This window comes from Hanstruepera marina (assembly GCF_019880635.1).
In the GTDB taxonomy this organism is placed as follows: domain Bacteria; phylum Bacteroidota; class Bacteroidia; order Flavobacteriales; family Flavobacteriaceae; genus Hanstruepera; species Hanstruepera marina.
In genome coordinates this window covers 835300-852009 of record NZ_JAINVX010000001.1, presented here as the reverse complement: position 1 = coordinate 852009, position 16710 = coordinate 835300, and the positions used below count along the sequence as shown (strand labels likewise).

The 16710-nt window shown below is 34.5% G+C and carries 19 protein-coding genes; 11 read left to right on the top strand and 8 right to left on the bottom strand.

Translation table 11 applies throughout. The features are described 5' to 3' along the window. Positions 1-84: 84 nt before the first annotated feature. The 6 genes from K7G76_RS03945 to K7G76_RS03920 all read left to right on the top strand — a co-directional run bounded on the left by K7G76_RS03945 (position 85) and on the right by K7G76_RS03920 (position 4396). Positions 85-867, top strand: a complete 783-nt coding sequence (locus K7G76_RS03945; RefSeq protein ID WP_223033598.1) for an SDR family oxidoreductase — start codon at positions 85-87, stop codon at positions 865-867. 6 nt (positions 868-873) lie between these two features. Then, complete coding sequence (locus tag K7G76_RS03940) at positions 874-1323, top strand: hypothetical protein (protein WP_223032895.1); 450 nt, start codon at positions 874-876, stop codon at positions 1321-1323. Positions 1324-1371: 48 nt separating this feature from the next. Beyond that, positions 1372-1908 (top strand): 3-hydroxyanthranilate 3,4-dioxygenase, encoded by a 537-nt coding sequence (locus K7G76_RS03935; RefSeq protein WP_223032894.1) that lies wholly within the window; start codon positions 1372-1374, stop codon positions 1906-1908. A 76-nt stretch (positions 1909-1984) separates the two neighbouring features. After that, on the top strand, positions 1985-3070 hold the full coding sequence (locus tag K7G76_RS03930) for an amidohydrolase family protein (RefSeq protein ID WP_223032893.1): 1086 nt from the start codon (positions 1985-1987) through the stop codon (positions 3068-3070). Further along, positions 3070-3714, top strand: coding sequence for an O-methyltransferase (locus K7G76_RS03925; RefSeq protein ID WP_223032892.1), 645 nt, complete (start codon positions 3070-3072; stop codon positions 3712-3714). Before K7G76_RS03930 ends, K7G76_RS03925 begins: the two co-directional genes overlap by 1 nt. Positions 3715-3736: 22 nt before the next feature. Continuing rightward, entirely contained in the window at positions 3737-4396 is a 660-nt protein-coding gene (locus tag K7G76_RS03920) for a hypothetical protein (RefSeq protein ID WP_223032891.1), read from the top strand. 4 nt (positions 4397-4400) lie between these two features. Here the strand turns inward: K7G76_RS03920 and K7G76_RS03915 are convergent, their stop codons facing one another. The 6 genes from K7G76_RS03915 to K7G76_RS03890 form a co-directional block, all read right to left on the bottom strand. Beyond that, positions 4401-4673, bottom strand: coding sequence for a Sec-independent protein translocase subunit TatA/TatB (locus K7G76_RS03915; protein ID WP_223032890.1), 273 nt, complete (start codon positions 4671-4673; stop codon positions 4401-4403). A gap of 97 nt (positions 4674-4770) precedes the next feature. Next, positions 4771-7077 (bottom strand): M1 family metallopeptidase, encoded by a 2307-nt coding sequence (locus K7G76_RS03910; protein WP_223032889.1) that lies wholly within the window; start codon positions 7075-7077, stop codon positions 4771-4773. A gap of 66 nt (positions 7078-7143) precedes the next feature. Further along, positions 7144-7644: a DUF6702 family protein gene (locus K7G76_RS03905; protein WP_223032888.1), complete on the bottom strand. Its 501-nt coding sequence runs from the start codon at positions 7642-7644 to the stop codon at positions 7144-7146. A gap of 53 nt (positions 7645-7697) precedes the next feature. Beyond that, a complete protein-coding gene (locus tag K7G76_RS03900; RefSeq protein ID WP_255572918.1) occupies positions 7698-8513 on the bottom strand; it encodes a peptidase associated/transthyretin-like domain-containing protein in 816 nt (271 codons plus the stop codon). Beyond that, entirely contained in the window at positions 8510-9271 is a 762-nt protein-coding gene (locus tag K7G76_RS03895) for a carboxypeptidase-like regulatory domain-containing protein (protein ID WP_223032887.1), read from the bottom strand. The genes K7G76_RS03900 and K7G76_RS03895 overlap by 4 nt, the downstream gene beginning before the upstream one ends. Further along, complete coding sequence (locus K7G76_RS03890; RefSeq protein WP_223032886.1) at positions 9258-10034, bottom strand: carboxypeptidase-like regulatory domain-containing protein; 777 nt, start codon at positions 10032-10034, stop codon at positions 9258-9260. Before K7G76_RS03890 ends, K7G76_RS03895 begins: the two co-directional genes overlap by 14 nt. 112 nt (positions 10035-10146) lie before the next feature. On the opposite strand from K7G76_RS03890, the gene pepE reads away from it, so the two are divergent. Both pepE and K7G76_RS15370 read left to right on the top strand, forming a co-directional pair. Beyond that, complete coding sequence (gene pepE, locus K7G76_RS03885) at positions 10147-10854, top strand: dipeptidase PepE (protein ID WP_223032885.1); 708 nt, start codon at positions 10147-10149, stop codon at positions 10852-10854. 5 nt (positions 10855-10859) lie between these two features. Next, entirely contained in the window at positions 10860-11798 is a 939-nt protein-coding gene (locus K7G76_RS15370; protein WP_255572917.1) for a GNAT family N-acetyltransferase, read from the top strand. Between the two features lie 84 nt (positions 11799-11882). Here the strand turns inward: K7G76_RS15370 and K7G76_RS03870 are convergent, their stop codons facing one another. Beyond that, positions 11883-12272, bottom strand: a complete 390-nt coding sequence (locus tag K7G76_RS03870) for an ankyrin repeat domain-containing protein (RefSeq protein WP_223032884.1) — start codon at positions 12270-12272, stop codon at positions 11883-11885. 261 nt (positions 12273-12533) lie between these two features. Between K7G76_RS03870 and gpmI the strand changes: the two genes are divergently transcribed. Beyond that, positions 12534-14051, top strand: a complete 1518-nt coding sequence (gene gpmI, locus K7G76_RS03865) for a 2,3-bisphosphoglycerate-independent phosphoglycerate mutase (protein ID WP_223032883.1) — start codon at positions 12534-12536, stop codon at positions 14049-14051. 29 nt (positions 14052-14080) lie between these two features. Further along, on the top strand, positions 14081-14509 hold the full coding sequence (locus K7G76_RS03860; protein ID WP_223032882.1) for a BT0820 family HAD-type phosphatase: 429 nt from the start codon (positions 14081-14083) through the stop codon (positions 14507-14509). Here the strand turns inward: K7G76_RS03860 and K7G76_RS03855 are convergent. Beyond that, on the bottom strand, positions 14495-15766 hold the full coding sequence (locus tag K7G76_RS03855) for an acetyl-CoA hydrolase/transferase family protein (protein WP_223032881.1): 1272 nt from the start codon (positions 15764-15766) through the stop codon (positions 14495-14497). The two genes, K7G76_RS03860 and K7G76_RS03855, sit on opposite strands and share 15 nt — an antisense overlap. A gap of 120 nt (positions 15767-15886) precedes the next feature. On the opposite strand from K7G76_RS03855, the gene map reads away from it, so the two are divergent. After that, positions 15887-16705: a type I methionyl aminopeptidase gene (gene map, locus K7G76_RS03850; protein ID WP_223032880.1), complete on the top strand. Its 819-nt coding sequence runs from the start codon at positions 15887-15889 to the stop codon at positions 16703-16705. Positions 16706-16710 lie beyond the last annotated feature (5 nt).

Sequence of the window (16710 nt, the reverse complement as noted above, 5' to 3'; positions counted from 1 at the left end):
ACTATTTTGTCATGCTGAACTCGATTCAGCATCTAATAAAAAATCAAAAAAATATCCTGAAACAAGTTCAGGATGACAGGAATTATGAATTTAAACTTAAATAACAAATACGCTTTGGTCTGCGGTAGCACAGCAGGCATTGGAAAAGCAACGGCTATAGCATTGGCGCAAGAAGGTGTTCAGGTAACCCTTATTGCCAGAAACGAAAATAAGCTTAAAGCTGTTTTAAAAGAATTACCGCAACAACGTTATCATGATTACATTGTTGCCGATTTTTCAAATCCTGAAGCTTTAAAGCGAAACGTTTCAGACTACGTAGCAGAAAATCACGGGTTTCATATTTTGGTCAACAATACAGGCGGCCCAAAAGGCGGACCTGTTTTTTCTGCTGAACTGGACGAATTTGAATTGGCTTTTACACATCATTTAAAATGTAATCATGTATTAGCCCAAACCGTTGTTCCATTTATGAAAGAAGCTGGTTACGGCAGAATAATTAATGTTATTTCAACATCGGTTAAACAACCTCTTGACGGATTGGGTGTAAGCAATACTATTCGTGGCGCAGTGGCTAACTGGAGTAAAACTTTGGCTAACGAACTGGGACAGTTTGGCATTACGGTAAACAATGTGTTACCAGGTGCAACAGGAACCGAACGTTTGACTGAAATTATCAAAAATAAATCGGCAAAAACAGGAAAAACTGAAGACGAAGCTGCAAATGCCATGAAGCAAGCAGTTCCAGCACAACGTTTTGCCAAACCAGAAGAATTGGCCTATGCCATTACATTTTTGGCTAGCGATTGCGCTAGCTATATCAATGGAATAAACCTACCTGTTGATGGCGGTAGAACAAAAAGCTTATAAAAATTTATGCAGTTACGTTTTACATGGGTTTTCCTATTGTTTTCAATTTCAGGTTTTACGCAGTATGCCGTAAAAAATTACTCAAATGCAACGATAGACCAATTGCCAACGGTTAAGCAAATTGCAGATTGGATTCAATTTCATGATACCAATAACGTAATTCCATTATTGTCTGACCCTTCTATCATAGATCAAACCTTTTTGAATATTGAGTCCAGTTATCTTTCAATTGAATACTCCAGAGATAAAATTGAATTTAATGAACACAAAGCCATAGAAGATAAACGTAACATAGTTTGGTATGAGCGCAATTTTTATAAAGTCTCGAAATCGAAATTAAAACCACGCTATCAAATATATATTACTGTAGAATTTTTCGAGGGCTCATATCGAGTTATCGATTTATCTTTAGGTAAAAACAAAAAAATAAACACAAGTCAATATGACAAAAATTGATGCTAAAGTTTGTAACTTTAGGTCATTCATTTATTAAAACATAATAGTATGAGCACAGTATATCCTCCTATAAATTTTAAAGCTTGGATTGAAGAAAACAGACATCTTTTAAAGCCACCTGTTGGTAATAAAGTAGTATGGAAAGATGGTGATTTTATTGTTATGGTGGTAGGCGGTCCAAATAGCCGTAAAGATTATCATTATAATGAAACTCCTGAATTCTTTTATCAAGTTGAAGGCGACATGGTTCTAAAAATTATTGATAACGGCACACCTAAAGACATCCATATTAAAGAAGGTGACATTTTTTTATTACCACCTAAAGTACCGCATTCCCCACAACGTGGTGCCAATACTGTAGGCTTGGTAATTGAATATCCTAGAGAGGAAGGTGTACAAGACGCATTATTATGGTTCTGTGAAAACTGCACAACGAAATTGTACGAGGAAGATTTTACATTGGATAATATAGAAACAGATATGCCTAAAATATTTGATGCTTATTATGGTGACGATGGCAAACGAACCTGCCCAAATTGTGGCGAAGTGATGCAACCCCCTAAAAAAGTACAAATAGAAGACTAATTAATTTTCGCCTTTTAGACAAAATAGTAATCTCAAAAATTAAGATTGCCATGCCAAATGGTTCGCAATGACAACTATGGAAAAACGTAAATTAAGAATAAACGGTCATTCACACCTTCTACCTTACCCTGAAGAAATACCTAAATTTATGGAAGACAAGGGAATCTTCTGGGTGGATAAGGACCGAAAATTTATGCTTCAAAAAGATTGGAACAGACCTATAACTGATTCTAGTTTCTTTCTTAATGAAAAACTAGCTTGGATGGAGCGTTTTAAAATTGATCATGCCGTAGTTTTAAATCTTTCGCAGCTTTATGGTAATGGTTTACGCGTTGAAGAGATGAAACAGGCTTTACGTTTTCAAAATGATTTTAATGCCAAAATTCAACATGAAAACCCAAGTAAATTTACCTGTGGTTTTGTAGTGCATCCTGGATTTGTTAGAGGTGCCTGTTGGGAAATTGAACGTTGTGTAGAAGAACTGGGACTACAACTTCTTTGCCTTCCAACCCATTATATGGATACCATAGGAACTTGGCGCTGTATTTTTGATGAAGAAAATGAGCCTATCTTTGAATTAGCCAATAAGTACAATCTAGCTGTAGAAATTCATCCATATGATGGTGAAAAGTTTATAAAACTAGAGAATACAGCTTGGCGATTTCACTTAATTTGGATGTTAGCGCAATGTGCCGATGCCTATCACTTTTTAACCCTAAATGGGTATCAGGATAAATATCCGAACATGCGTACCTGTTTTGCCCATGGTGGACAATTGGCACAAATTAATTTAGGAAGACGCATTCAAGGTTTTGATGGTCGTCCAGATTTGTTTGAGGGTAAAAGTCATCCAAGAAAAGCTGTAGGTCATAAAAACATCTTTTTCGACACATTGGTTCATGACACTGGTTCTTTAGAACTATTAATCAAAAACCAAACCTCTAAACAGGTTTTGGTTGGTTTAGACGATCCCTATCCATTAGGTGAAATGGAAAGTGCCAAACAGTCTTCCTATCCTGGTAAAATTCTAGATTTAGCGATAGAACGCAACATCATTTCAGAAACAGAACGCGATGCGATGTGGGAAGACAATGTTATTCAATGGCTTTGTGGTGATGACGAAAACGCTAAACAAAAGTTGGTTAATAGAATTTTAGGCTAATGCATTTTCTTTCTGATGATTTAGATCAATATATAGTACAACATTCTGAAAACGAACCAGAATTATTACAACAGTTAACTCGAGAAACCTATCAAAAAATATTACAGCCACGTATGTTAAGTGGTCACTATCAAGGTCGGGTTTTAAGTATTCTGTCTAAATTAGTTAGTCCAAAATCTATTTTAGAAATTGGTACTTATACAGGTTACTCTGCATTGTGTTTAGCTGAAGGGATGCAGCCCAAAGGCGAATTGCACACTATAGATATTAACGAAGAGTTATATGATTTTCAACGTAAATACTTTGACTTATCGCCTTATGGAAAACAAATCCATCAGCATTTAGGTAACGCATTAGAGATTATTCCAAAACTCAACACAACCTTTGATTTGGTTTTTATAGATGCCGACAAAGACAACTATACCAAATACTTTAAACTTATTATTGACAAACTTAATTCGGGCGGCATCATCTTGTCTGACAATGTGTTGTGGAGTGGTAAAGTTCTCGATACTAAATTTAAAAAAGAGGACACCTCTACACCAGCATTGATTGAATACAATAAACTATTAAAGAAAGACCCAAGAGTTGAAACGGTTGTATTGCCTATACGCGATGGGCTGACAATAAGCAGAATGATATAATTATCTCTTTACTTCGCAATAAATGAAAGCATTTTTTAGATTAAACTTATCAAAATTCAAATTACTTCTTTTTTTTATTTGTATCGTGCTCTATACTGGGTGCTCCTCCTCAAAAATAAAGCAAGGTGATATTAGATATTTTAATCATAAGAATGTTGAACTTAGCGAAGAAAAATTTTATAAAATTCGTTCAACAAATAAATATTTAGATATTCCTGGCGACTCTATCAATCATATAAAATTGACTGTTAGAGAAAAGAAAGGAAAAATCCCCAAAAGAAGCGATTTGGAAGACATCCTTGAAAAGTTGATAAATAGAGAAATTGATTCTACCAGTCCTATTGTAATAATTTATCATCCTGGAAAAGACAGATGCAATAGTGGCGGAACAGCAAATAAAGCTAAAATTAAAAATTGGCATGACCAACTAGCTTTAGGCCTTAAGCGAATTGCTAATATTGAGCCGATATATATATACAAGTCATATGATGGCTTACAGAGATACAATGGAATACTTAACTATTATAAAGACCCAAATAGAATAATAGAAAGTTTGTTTTTTGAATATCATTATCCGTGCAGTAGTTATGTAGTAATTTCCAAAAGCGGAGAATACATAAGTTATTTTGGAGAATTCAGCAAGGAATCAGTATGGAGAACTACTCAACGACTTACTTTTTAAAAACTTACAACTTCCGTCTAACAGAACCTGTAAAATCTTCTAAATCGTCCTTTACTTTATTCAGTTCTTCTTGAACATCTTTTGCTACACCAGTATCTATTCCGTTAGCATCGGCACTTTTAGTAATTTCAGTTTTAATATCGTTAGAAGCATCTTTAAGCATACGCATACCCTTGCCCAAACCACGGGCAATTTCAGGTATTTTATCTGCACCAAATACCATGACCACTATAAATAGTATAAACATGATTTCGGTTGTGCCTATAAATAAAAACATAGCTTAATTTTTACACCACAAATATAGTAAGTAGTTGGCATTGAAAATAAAAAAAGCCGACTAATATTAGTCGGCTTAATAATTTATATAAGTATGTTTAATTTTTTACTTCATTTTTAAACTCATCAAATTTAGATTGCTTAATTTCTTTTGGCCATGAGTTGTTTGATGTATCAACATCAGCCGTTTCTAAATTAGGGTCAACTGTAATTTTTACAATTTCCTTATCTGAAGCCACTGCTTTACTAACTTCATTATCGTTTAATCTCCAAATTTGCGCTGGATACTTTTCGGTTTTAGAAGTACCGTCTGCATAGGTATACTCAACAATAATAGGCATTACCAATCCGCCAGGTTTTTCAAATGTAATACTGTAGAAATATTTTGGCTCTTTAATTTTAGCACGTTCTTCTTCAGAGAAATTATCCATAATATACTCTTTAAGTGTCGGTGAATTTTCTAGTAAAGTACCATTCTTTAAGCTTTCATTGTATTCTTCACTCCCTTCTTCAACCATATAAACCAAAGGTGGCAGGTCGCTCATTTTCATGCCTCGCTGCTTAACAATGTTCTTAACATACTCATTAGGCTCACCAGAAACGTAATATTTTTTAACCTCTTTTACACCCATATCTACATAGTCGGTAGTATAGAACCACCCTCTCCAGTACCAATCTAAATCGAATGCTGAAGCATCTTCCATTGTTCTAAAGAAATCTTCAGGAGTTGGGTGTTTAAACATCCAACGATTTGCATACTCTTTAAAGGCGTAGTCAAATAATTCACGTCCCATAACAGTTTCTCTTAAAATATTAAGAGCTGTTCCTGGTTTACCATAAGCATTATTACCAAATTGATAGGTATTTAAACCTTTGGTCATAATTGGCGCAATAAAATCCTGGTCACCACCCATGTAAGGCACAATATTAGCTGCAGGTCCTCTTCTTGATGGATAATTATCATGACCTTCGCTTAAAGCGGCAGGATACCACTCACCAAAATCTTGCTCGGCTACATATTGAACAAACGTATTTAAACCTTCGTCCATCCATGTCCATTGACGCTCATCACTATTCACAATCATTGGGAAAAAGTTATGCCCAACTTCATGAATAATAACGCTAATCATACCGTATTTAGTTCTATCACTATAGTTACCATCTTTGTCTGGACGACCGTAGTTAAAACAAATCATTGGATACTCCATACCTTGATTTTTGGCATGAACAGATATGGCTTTATGATATGGATAATCGAATGTCATTCGAGAATAAGACTTTAAAGTACTTGCTACGGCATAAGTTGACCATTCTTCCCATAACGGGTTTCCTTCTTTAGGATACATGGAAACAGCCATAACATCTTTACCTCCAATTTTAACAGCCATCATATCCCAGATGTATTTTCTTGACGAAGCAAAACCAAAGTCACGAACATTTTCAGCATAAAACTTCCAAGTTTTTGTATCTGTAGCACGACCTTTTTCTGCTGCTTCTGCTTCTTCTTGAGTGACAATCATTACAGGCTTATCGTATGATTTTTTTGCCTGCTCAAAGCGTTTCATCATTTCTTTACTGAAAACTTCCTTACGATTAGTTAGCTTTCCAGTTGCATCTAAAATATGATCTGAAGGCACTGTGATATTGACTTCAAAATTTCCGAATGGCAAAGCAAATTCATCACGTCCCCAGAATTGTGAATTTTGCCAACCTTCTACATCACTATAGACAGCCATTCTAGGGTAAAATTGTGCAATAATATAATTTCTATTACCATCTTCTGGAAAATATTCATAACCTGAACGGCCTCCCATGTTAACATAATCGTTAATGTTGTACCACCATTTAATTGAGAACGAAAACTTTTCTCCTGTCATTAAAGGCTTTGGCAATTCAATACGCATCATGGTGCGATTTATCATGTGCGGTAAATCTTTTCCTGCTGCATCCTTAACTTCTTCTATTTTGAATCCACCATCAAATCCTTCTGTCATATAAGCTGATGTAAACGAACCTACTTGTTGTGCAGGAGCAACTCCGCTACCTTGAATTAAAGGCGATTGTGAGTCTTTAGCACGCATATTTTGGTCTAACTGTACCCATAAGTAACTTAAAGGGTCTGGAGAATTGTTGTGATAGGTAATAGTCTCGAAACCGGAAATTCTGGCTTTGTCATCATCTAAAACAAGATCCATTTTATAGTCGGCTTGCTGCTGATAATAAGCAGGACCAGGAGCACCAGATGCTGCTCTATACATATTTGGACTTGAAAACTCGTCATACAATTGTTTAAACTTGTTGTTATTAGTATGACCTGGTTTGCGTTCTGGTTTTTCTTCCTCTTGGGCGAATACACCTACAGAAACAAACAGAACAGATAAGAAAATATACTTTAAATGTTTCATCGTTAAAATTGGTTACTAAAAATTGAAGCGAAAATTAACGATTTTTTAAGCTACTTTTTAGGTTTGTTAAAAGTTTAACAAACCTTTATCATTTTCCTTAATAAGAATGAAGCTCTTGTTCTTACCGTTAATTTTTGTTCTTACAATGTTTTGTTGTTCACTGTAAAGATCAAATAATACTTGATTGCTAATTTCAAAGGATTGAATAGAACTTACACTTTCGATTTCTAAATAGCAATACATAATGTCAGCTTCATACTCTTTACCTATAAATGTCATGACCGCTTCTTTGCCATTAATCTTGATTTTAACTTTTTCTTTCAAGTATCGTTCAGTATAAAAATCCACTTTAGAAGATTCGCCCTCAATGGCCAACGTAATATTTGAGTCATAACGCTCACGTAACAATTTTTCAAAATCGTCGATAAAAATCCGTGATATTATTTGAACAGATTTTTTTTCTTTTACAAATTCTATTTGGGTAATACTCACATAATATTCATGAACGCTTGTAAACGCCATAAGTGGAATTATTGCCAATAACAGGAATTTTAAAATGTGCTTCATTAGGTTTAAAATATGTACAAATGTAATTATTCAAAAAGTATTCCAAAGCCGGATTAGTTTTTTGTTGTATTTAAATTATTCTTAAACACAACTAATTTTTCTTTTAAATATTCAAGAACCAACATGTCAGATTGATTTTTACAACGCAATAAAAAATCGGCTTCTTCAGAAACAAAGTAAAAAAATTCCATAACATGTTTAGCGTCTAGTGTATTCATTTTAAATAAACTTTCTGATAAACGTACTTTTATGTCATACATTAGTCTTTCTTTTTCTTCTAATACTACGTGTTCTTTTAATTGTTTGCTTCTTCCGGTTATAGCATTTATTATTGGAATTATTCGAACCGATACACCCAACCCTCCTAATGAACCTCCTAATTTTGGATTCAAATCTGCTCCATCCTGCAAACGTCTTTCTGATTGGGTTTTGGGCGGACCTTGATAACTAGAAATACCTGCTTTTTTTGAGGTCATGGGTTCGCCTTCAACATTGCCTATCTCTGATAATATATCGCCAGACAACACTTTTCCAACAACTACTTGGTCTAAAGTATTTACTTGTTCTTCTAATTCAACTTGAAGATTTCCTTCGTGGTAAATCTCTTCACTTATAACAACCATATATGGCCTATGCTGTACAGATGAAAAAACTAAAGTATCATTCAACCTTACTGGCAAATAGAAACTCCCCTCTTTATTGGTGATAGCATATTTTTTAAAGGTTTTATTAATAACATGTACGTTTTCATTATCTAAATCAGATATAATTTCACCTTTAATTTCAATGGTTTGAGACATAATTTCCTGACTAGGAAGACAAAAGAAAAATAATGAGAATACAATCAATGCTAAAAACCCCGTTTTCATTTCTTGAGATTGTTTTTGTACACATTTAGTCTCTCATTTAAAAATTCCAAAACCTCAATATCATTAACATTTTTACATCGTTTTAAAAAATCATCTGACTCTGAAACAAAGTAAAAATATTCCAGTACATACTTATCATCTAAAGGATTCATTTTGAACAAGCTTTCAGAAAGACGCACTTTTATGTCGTACATCAGGGCTTCTTTTTCCTCTAACTTTATTCTATTCTTCAATTCTTTTGTTCTACCAGAAATTGCATTAAGGATAGGGTTTAGCGGCACAATGCCACCTCCCGAAGTGGCCTCTATCAACCTACGTTCACTTTGTGTTTTAGGCGGACCTTGATAACCAGGAATACCTGCTTTTTTTGAGGTCATCGGTTCACCTTCAACATTGCCAATATCTGACAATATATCGCCAGACAGAACTTTTCCTACCACAACTTGATCCAGCGCATTAATTTGCTGTTCAAGCCTCACCTCTAGAATTTCTCCTTTAATTATTTCTTTATCTACAACAACGGACAATAGTTTATGCTGAATGGATGAAAAAATAAGGGTATCGTTTACAGAAGCTGTAATTCTAAATTCACCATAAATGTTAGTTATAGTAAACTTTTGTGCCGTTTTATTGATGACATGAACATTTTCAACATCCAGCGGACTAATCACTTTCCCTACAAGTTCTTTTTCTTGGGACAAGACAGTTTGTACCACAAAAGTTAAAGCAAAGATGAGTAAGAGATTATTCCTTGCCATTATTTGATTTTAGAAAAAGCTTACTCTGATCGTTTAAATATTGGATAAGCTGCATTTCATTACCGTCTTTTAACAAGTCGTTGTTAAAGTCTTTTACATTGACAAACATTATAAATTCATCAACTCGTTCATGAGGGATATTAAAATTACCTTCAATGAAAGCCTGGGAGTATTTTTCAGCTAGTTCTGCCGTGGTACTAGTTGGTAAATCCATTTTTTTGTCCTTTTTTCTAAACAATTTATTGAGCCCAAAAATTCGTGCAAAATCAACACCATTATAATACACACCTTCACTAGTAATAATATTTCTAACTTCAGAGAATTGGTCTTCACCAAACTCCATATCACTCAAGTCGCCAAAGTGCATTTGAATATAGCGTTGGTCTTCAGCGTTATCAATATCTACATGTATTTCACCTGTTAAAAGCGATGGCAATAAAATAACCTCATTCAATTTATTAAGCTCTTCAACTAAAAACAATCGTAAAATTTTAGAATCAACAACATCTTGAGTTATGGAAACTTCAACGGAAACATATTGCAAAGCTGAAACCTCTATAACATCGTTTAAAGCCACTGCCAATTTAAAATCACCATTCTCATCAGCTACTGTTCCTTTATTGGATGACGCATTAAAAATGGTAACACCCTCCACATCATTCTCTGCAATTATTTTACCGTTAACCTCAACACGCTTAATAGTTTGTGCAGATAAAAACAAGCAAAAAACAAATAATGAAAGAGTTAGCAAATATTTTTTCATAGCGATAAGTTTGGTTTTATAAAGAAAATACATCAGCTTCAAAATACTAGCTAAAAACAGCATAAACTTTTGTTAAAACCAATGTTTACTTAAATTTACGAAAATTGAGCAAATGAAAAAAATAATAATTGCGAGTACTTCAACTGTATATGGCGGTGCATACTTAGACTATTTACTTACTAGCTTATCAGAATTATTTAAAGACACAGATAAAATTCTGTTTATTCCTTATGCCAGACCCAATGGTATATCTTATGATAATTACACATCAAAGGCACGTGACGCTTTTAATAAAATAGGGAAGCAAATATCTGGCATTCACGAATTTGATAACCCGGTAAATACCGTTAAAGAGGCTAAAGGCATTTTTGTTGGTGGTGGCAACACATTTGTATTGGTTAACCAATTATATAAAAACGGTATATTATCTGAACTAAAGGAATCCATTAATAACGGTACGCCCTATTTAGGAACCAGTGCAGGCAGCAACATTTGTGGCCTTACTATGAACACCACCAATGATATGCCCATAGTACTTCCACCAAGCTTTAAAACTTTAGGACTTGTGCCTTTTAATATCAACCCACATTATTTAGACCCTATTCCAAATAGCAAGCACATGGGTGAAACTCGCGAAACCCGTATAAAAGAGTTTCATTGTTTTAACACCCAACCTGTTGTTGGCTTGAGAGAAGGCAGTTGGATAGACGTTAACAACAATCAATTAATTTTAAAAGGCGAGTATACCGCTAGGGTTTTTGAGCATAACAAATCACCATACGAAGTTGAATCTGGATATAACTTTGCAGACTTAAAATAACCAACATGAACATTATTGCTGAAAGCGATCGTATTTATTTAAGGGAATTCATACTAGATGACGCTGTACATTTCTACACAATGAATTCTGATAATGCTGTTATACAATACACAGGCGACAAAGCTTTTGAAACACTAGAGGAAGCGACAGAATTTCTAAAAAATTACAACCAATACAAATTATTTGGTATGGGACGTTGGGCTGTATGCTTAAAAGCAGATGATTCATTTTTAGGTTGGTGTGGCTTAAAATACCATCCAGATGACAAACTAGTTGAAGTTGGTTATAGGTTTTACAAATCAAATTGGAATAAGGGTTATGCTACAGAAAGCGCTAAACTCACCATTGAATATGGGTTTCATATCTTAAAACTAAAAGAGATTTTTGCCCATGCACACGAAGCTAATTTAGCTTCTCATCGAGTAATTGAAAAATGCGGATTAACCTTTATTGAAAAAGGTACCTATGATAATATGCCGGCCAAACTGTATAAGATTAACAACCCATATTATATCATTAAACAAATCACAGCTTTAGAAACCTATCCGGTTCGTCATCCTATTTTAAGAAAAGGGAGACCAATAGAGGATTGTGCTTTCGAATTAGACAATGAAGAAACCACATTTCATTTAGGCCTTTTTTTTAAAAATAATTTGGTAGGTGTTGCATCCTTTATAAAAAATAACAATAAACTGTTTCATGAAACCACACAATACCAGCTGCGCGGCATGGCTGTTTTAACAGCCTATCAAAAAAAAGGGTTAGGAAATTTGCTAATTGAAGCTGGTGAAGATATGCTTTTAAAACATTGCTCTAGATTATGGCTTAATGCACGCCAAATTGCATTAGGCTTCTATAAAAACAAGGGTTATAAAATAATTGGTGAACCATTTGAGATAATAAATATTGGTACACATTATACAATGACAAAAGAATTATTTTAAAAAAATTACATTTTGACATAAAAAAAGACTCTGAATAAACAGAGTCTTTTTCCTTACTAACCAACCATAAAAAAGTAATTCACATTACTTCTTTTTCAATTCTTTTTTAATGACATTTTTAGCAGCTTGTGCATTTGATAATTCGGCATACTCTAAAGCGGTATGACCTTTGTCGCATTTAGTTTTCAAGTTAGCACCATTGTCAATTAAAACGACTAATACATCAGTTCTGTTATACTTTGCTGCATACATTGCTGGTGTTAAGCCATTCCATTTTTCGTTTACGTCGGCACCTAATTCAATTAATTTTTGAACGGTTTCAACATCTCCCTTTACAATAGACATATGGAAAGGGCTTTTTTCTTTTACTGCAGTTTCTATTGCACTGTCCGTAAGTTCATTTACATTTTCTGCATTAATAGCTGTAAAAGAACAACTTAATGCAATTGCTGAAAGAATGATTGTTTTTTTCATGATGAATGATTTTTGATTAATGAAATATTTTTTTGATATATTAAAGAGACGACATAAAAATGAAACTGTTACACTAAAAAATTATAAATAACAATTATTTAACGCTTTCAACTACAATCTGTTAATACTTTATTAAATAGAAACCACGGATTAATCTCCTGTAAATGTATTCTTAAAACATTAATAATACCATTTTTTTGTAGGCCTCAATTCAACTAAAAACCAATAAACCCTTATCTTTGATTTCTAAATCTATTCTTAATGAACAAGAAAGTAATTTTAATGATTCTTGATGGTTGGGGGAAATCTCCTGACCCTAAAGTTTCAGCAATAGACCATGCCAACACACCTTTTATTGATAGCCTTTATAATAACTATCCCAATGCTAGTTTAAGAACAGATGGTTTGCATGTTGGCTTACCTGAAGGACAGATGGGAAACAGTGAGGTTGGACACATGAATTTAGGTGCTGGACGTATTGTATATCAAGATTTAGTCAAAATTAATCTTGCTGTAAAAAACAAAACTCTTGATAATGAAGCGGTTTTAGTTAACGCATTTAACTATGCTAAAGCTAACAAAAAACCCATTCATTTTTTAGGTTTGGTTAGTGATGGTGGTGTACATTCACACATTAACCATCTATTCGGCTTGATTGATGCGGCCAATACAGCTGGAGTTCAAGAATCATTTGTTCATGCTTTTACTGATGGTCGTGATGTTGATCCAAAATCTGGTTTTGGTTTTATTACTTCTTTAGAAGAGCATATTAAAAATACGAATACCAAACTAGCATCTGTAACGGGTCGTTACTATGCTATGGATCGAGACAAACGTTGGGAGCGAATTAAATTAGCCTATGATGCCATTGTAAACGGTAAAGGCAAATTAACCAACAACCCAACCAATGCCATTACAGATAGTTATGACAATAACGTTACTGATGAATTTATTAACCCTATTATTTGCACCAATAATAATAACGAACCGCTTGCTACCATAAAAGACGGAGATGTAGTTATATTTTTCAACTTTAGAACCGATAGAGGTCGTGAATTAACCGAAGCATTGTCTCAAAAAGATTTTCATGAACAAAACATGCACAAGTTAGATTTGCATTATGTAACTCTTACAAATTATGATGAAACATTCTTAAATATCAATGTGGTTTTCAACAAAGATAATCTACAAGACACTTTAGGTGAGGTTTTAGAAAAGCACAACAAAAAGCAAATTCGTATTGCAGAAACCGAAAAATATCCACATGTTACGTTTTTCTTCTCTGGAGGTCGTGAAGAACCGTTTAAAGGTGAAAAGCGTATTTTAAGAAACTCTCCAAAAGTAGCTACCTACGATTTAAAGCCAGAAATGAGTGCTTACGAACTTCGGGATGCCTTAATTTCAGAACTAGAACTGGGTGATACCGATTTTGTTTGCCTTAACTTCGCCAATGGTGATATGGTGGGCCATACAGGTGTGATGGAAGCTGCCATAAAAGCTTGTGAAGCTGTTGATACTTGTGTAAAAGATGTCGTGAGAACTGCTTTAGAAAACAACTACACCACATTACTAATAGCCGATCATGGTAATTGCGAAACCATGGTAAATCCTGATGGTACTCCACATACTGCCCATACAACAAACCCAGTACCAATAATTTTAATCGACAAAGACTTAAAAAGAATTAACAATGGTGTTTTAGGTGATTTAGCCCCTACAATTCTTAAACTTATGGGTATTGAACAACCTAAAGCTATGACACAACATAGCTTGGTTTAATAATACTTTTGTAATTTAGTTCGTTTAAAATGAATTTTACAGACAAACTTATTATAGCAGTAGATTTTGATGGCACCATTGTTGAAGATGCCTATCCTAAAATTGGCAAGCCTAAACTTTTTGCTTTCGAAACTTTACAGCGCTTAAAAAAAGACGGCCATAGACTTATTTTATGGACCTACAGAAGTGGCGTAAGGCTTGAAGAAGCCGTAGAGTTTTGCAAATCCAACGGTCTGGAATTTTATGCTGTTAACAAAAGTTTTCCTGAAGAACGTTTTGACTATTCCAAAAGCCGAAAAATCCATGCTGATATTTTTATAGACGATAGAAATATTGGAGGATTCATAGGCTGGGGCGAAATTTATCAAATGCTTACCAACCCTAAATACCATCCAAATAACATAAATAAGAAAAAGGGGTTCTTTTCGTTTTTTCAAAATAAATCACCCTCTAGTTAACTCAAAATACTCACGATCTATTTGTTCCTGAAAATCAGGATGTGCTATATTGACTAATGCTTTAACCCGCTCCTTTATAGTTTTACCGTATAAATTGGCAATGCCATTTTCAGTTACCACATAATGCACATGAGATCGGGTTGTTACCACTCCTGCACCAGGTTTTAATGACGGTACAATTCTACTAATACCCTTATTGGTTATAGACGGCAAAGCAATTATTGCCTTTCCCCCTTCACTTAACGAAGCGCCGCGAATAAAATCCATTTGCCCTCCAACTCCACTATACATTCTAGTGCCTATTGAATCTGCACAGACCTGTCCCGTTACATCAACTTCAATAGCCGAATTAATGGCAACCATTTTTGGGTTTTGCCTAATAATAGATACATCGTTAGTGTAATTTGAAGCTCGCATTTCAATAAATGGATTATCGTCCACATAGTCATAGAGCCGTTTAGAACCCATTAAAAATGTTGTTAAAGCACGACCTCTATTAATTTCTTTGTAGTTTCCGTTTATAACATCCTTCAAAATTAAATCAATAACACCATCAGAAAACATTTCAGTATGCAATCCTAAGTCCTTATGATTGGTCAATTTTGCCAATACGGCATTTGGAATGTTACCAATGCCCATTTGTAAAGTACTTCTATCTTCAATTAAACTAGCTACATGCGTACCAATTTTGTTTTCAACATCTGTAGGTTCAGTCATATTATGTACCGGTAGCGCTTCATCGCATTCAACAAAGGAATCTATTTCAGAAATATGAATTATACCTGCACCATGAGTTCTAGGCATTTGCTTATTAACCTGGGCAATAACATGATCAGCATTATCAATAGCTGCAAGCGTAGCTTCTACAGAAACTCCCAATGAGCAATAACCATGCTGGTCTGGAACAGATACATGAATAAGTGCGACTTGTAAATCCACAATATTTCGTTTAAAGAGCAATGGCAACTCGCTTAAAAAAACTGGTGTATACGAACCGTTTCCAGCCTTTAAGGTATGGCGTACATTCTTTCCAATAAAGAAAGAATTAACATGAAAACTGTCCTTTAATTCTGGATTCGCATATGGGGCCTCACCTTCGGTATGCAATTGGCAAATTTCAACATTTCGCAATTCCTCGTGTCTAGCGGTAAGTGCTCTTATCAGAATTTGTGGTGCAGCAGCTGCAGCCTGCAAATACACTTTATCGTTGGGCTTAATAATTTTTACGGCATCCTCGGCACTTACGGGTCTATACATAACTTTTTATTTAAAGTACAAAGGTCTAAAAAAAGAAAGAATGAAAAACTGTCAAAAGTCATATTTTCCCAACATTAAATACCTTGTTAATTTTAGTATCTTTGCACATATTTTTTAATTATGATTATAGTAAAAACCAAGGAAGAAATAGAATTGATGCGCGAAAGTGCACTTGTAGTTTCAAAAACTCTAGGAATGCTTGCAAAAGAAGTTAAACCTGGTGTTACCACTCTACAACTCGATAAACTAGCTGAAGAATTTATAAGAGAACAAGGGGCTATTCCTGGTTTTTTAGGTTTATACGACTTTCCAAACACATTATGCATGAGTCCTAATTCGCAAGTTGTTCACGGGTTCCCAACAAATGAACCTTTGCGCGAAGGCGATATCATTTCTATTGATTGTGGTGCTATTAAAAACGACTTTTACGGTGATCATGCATACACCTTCCCTGTAGGCGAAATTGCCCCAGAAACACAAAAATTATTGGATGTTACAAAAGAATCGCTTTATGTAGGCATTCGTGAATTTAAATTAGGTAATCGTGTGGGTGATGTAGGTTATGCCATTCAAAAACATTGTGAAGCTCACGGCTATGGTGTTGTACGGGAATTAGTAGGTCATGGTCTAGGCAGAAAAATGCATGAAGATCCTGAAATGCCAAATTATGGCAAACGTGGTCGGGGCAAGAAATTTATTGAAGGCATGGTGGTAGCTATAGAGCCTATGATAAATATGGGAACTCACCGTATAAAACAACATAGAGATGGTTGGACCATTACTACTTTTGATAACAAACCTTCTGCTCATTTTGAACATGATGTCGCTATTGTAGACGGTAAACCTGAATTGCTCTCAACATTTGCTTACATCTATGAAGCTTTAGGCATTGAAAGCCAAGAGGAAGATGAGTTTAGACAGAGGGCTTTAGTGCTTTAATTCGT

Bases quoted from the DNA above. Each gene is read 5' to 3' on its own strand.
- K7G76_RS03910 (WP_223032889.1), bottom strand. From the start codon at position 7,077: ATGAAACATTTAAAGTATATTTTCTTATCTGTTCTGTTTGTTTCTGTA.
- K7G76_RS03930 (WP_223032893.1), top strand. From the start codon at position 1,985: ATGGAAAAACGTAAATTAAGAATAAACGGTCATTCACACCTTCTACCT.
- K7G76_RS03920 (WP_223032891.1), top strand. From the start codon at position 3,737: ATGAAAGCATTTTTTAGATTAAACTTATCAAAATTCAAATTACTTCTT.
- K7G76_RS15370 (WP_255572917.1), top strand. From the start codon at position 10,860: ATGAACATTATTGCTGAAAGCGATCGTATTTATTTAAGGGAATTCATA.
- K7G76_RS03940 (WP_223032895.1), top strand. From the start codon at position 874: ATGCAGTTACGTTTTACATGGGTTTTCCTATTGTTTTCAATTTCAGGT.
- K7G76_RS03860 (WP_223032882.1), top strand. From the start codon at position 14,081: ATGAATTTTACAGACAAACTTATTATAGCAGTAGATTTTGATGGCACC.
- map (WP_223032880.1), top strand. From the start codon at position 15,887: ATGATTATAGTAAAAACCAAGGAAGAAATAGAATTGATGCGCGAAAGT.
- K7G76_RS03900 (WP_255572918.1), bottom strand. From the start codon at position 8,513: ATGAAAACGGGGTTTTTAGCATTGATTGTATTCTCATTATTTTTCTTT.
- K7G76_RS03915 (WP_223032890.1), bottom strand. From the start codon at position 4,673: ATGTTTTTATTTATAGGCACAACCGAAATCATGTTTATACTATTTATA.
- pepE (WP_223032885.1), top strand. From the start codon at position 10,147: ATGAAAAAAATAATAATTGCGAGTACTTCAACTGTATATGGCGGTGCA.
- K7G76_RS03925 (WP_223032892.1), top strand. From the start codon at position 3,070: ATGCATTTTCTTTCTGATGATTTAGATCAATATATAGTACAACATTCT.
- K7G76_RS03905 (WP_223032888.1), bottom strand. From the start codon at position 7,644: ATGAAGCACATTTTAAAATTCCTGTTATTGGCAATAATTCCACTTATG.
- K7G76_RS03870 (WP_223032884.1), bottom strand. From the start codon at position 12,272: ATGAAAAAAACAATCATTCTTTCAGCAATTGCATTAAGTTGTTCTTTT.
- K7G76_RS03855 (WP_223032881.1), bottom strand. From the start codon at position 15,766: ATGTATAGACCCGTAAGTGCCGAGGATGCCGTAAAAATTATTAAGCCC.
- gpmI (WP_223032883.1), top strand. From the start codon at position 12,534: ATGAACAAGAAAGTAATTTTAATGATTCTTGATGGTTGGGGGAAATCT.
- K7G76_RS03895 (WP_223032887.1), bottom strand. From the start codon at position 9,271: ATGGCAAGGAATAATCTCTTACTCATCTTTGCTTTAACTTTTGTGGTA.
- K7G76_RS03890 (WP_223032886.1), bottom strand. From the start codon at position 10,034: ATGAAAAAATATTTGCTAACTCTTTCATTATTTGTTTTTTGCTTGTTT.
- K7G76_RS03935 (WP_223032894.1), top strand. From the start codon at position 1,372: ATGAGCACAGTATATCCTCCTATAAATTTTAAAGCTTGGATTGAAGAA.
- K7G76_RS03945 (WP_223033598.1), top strand. From the start codon at position 85: ATGAATTTAAACTTAAATAACAAATACGCTTTGGTCTGCGGTAGCACA.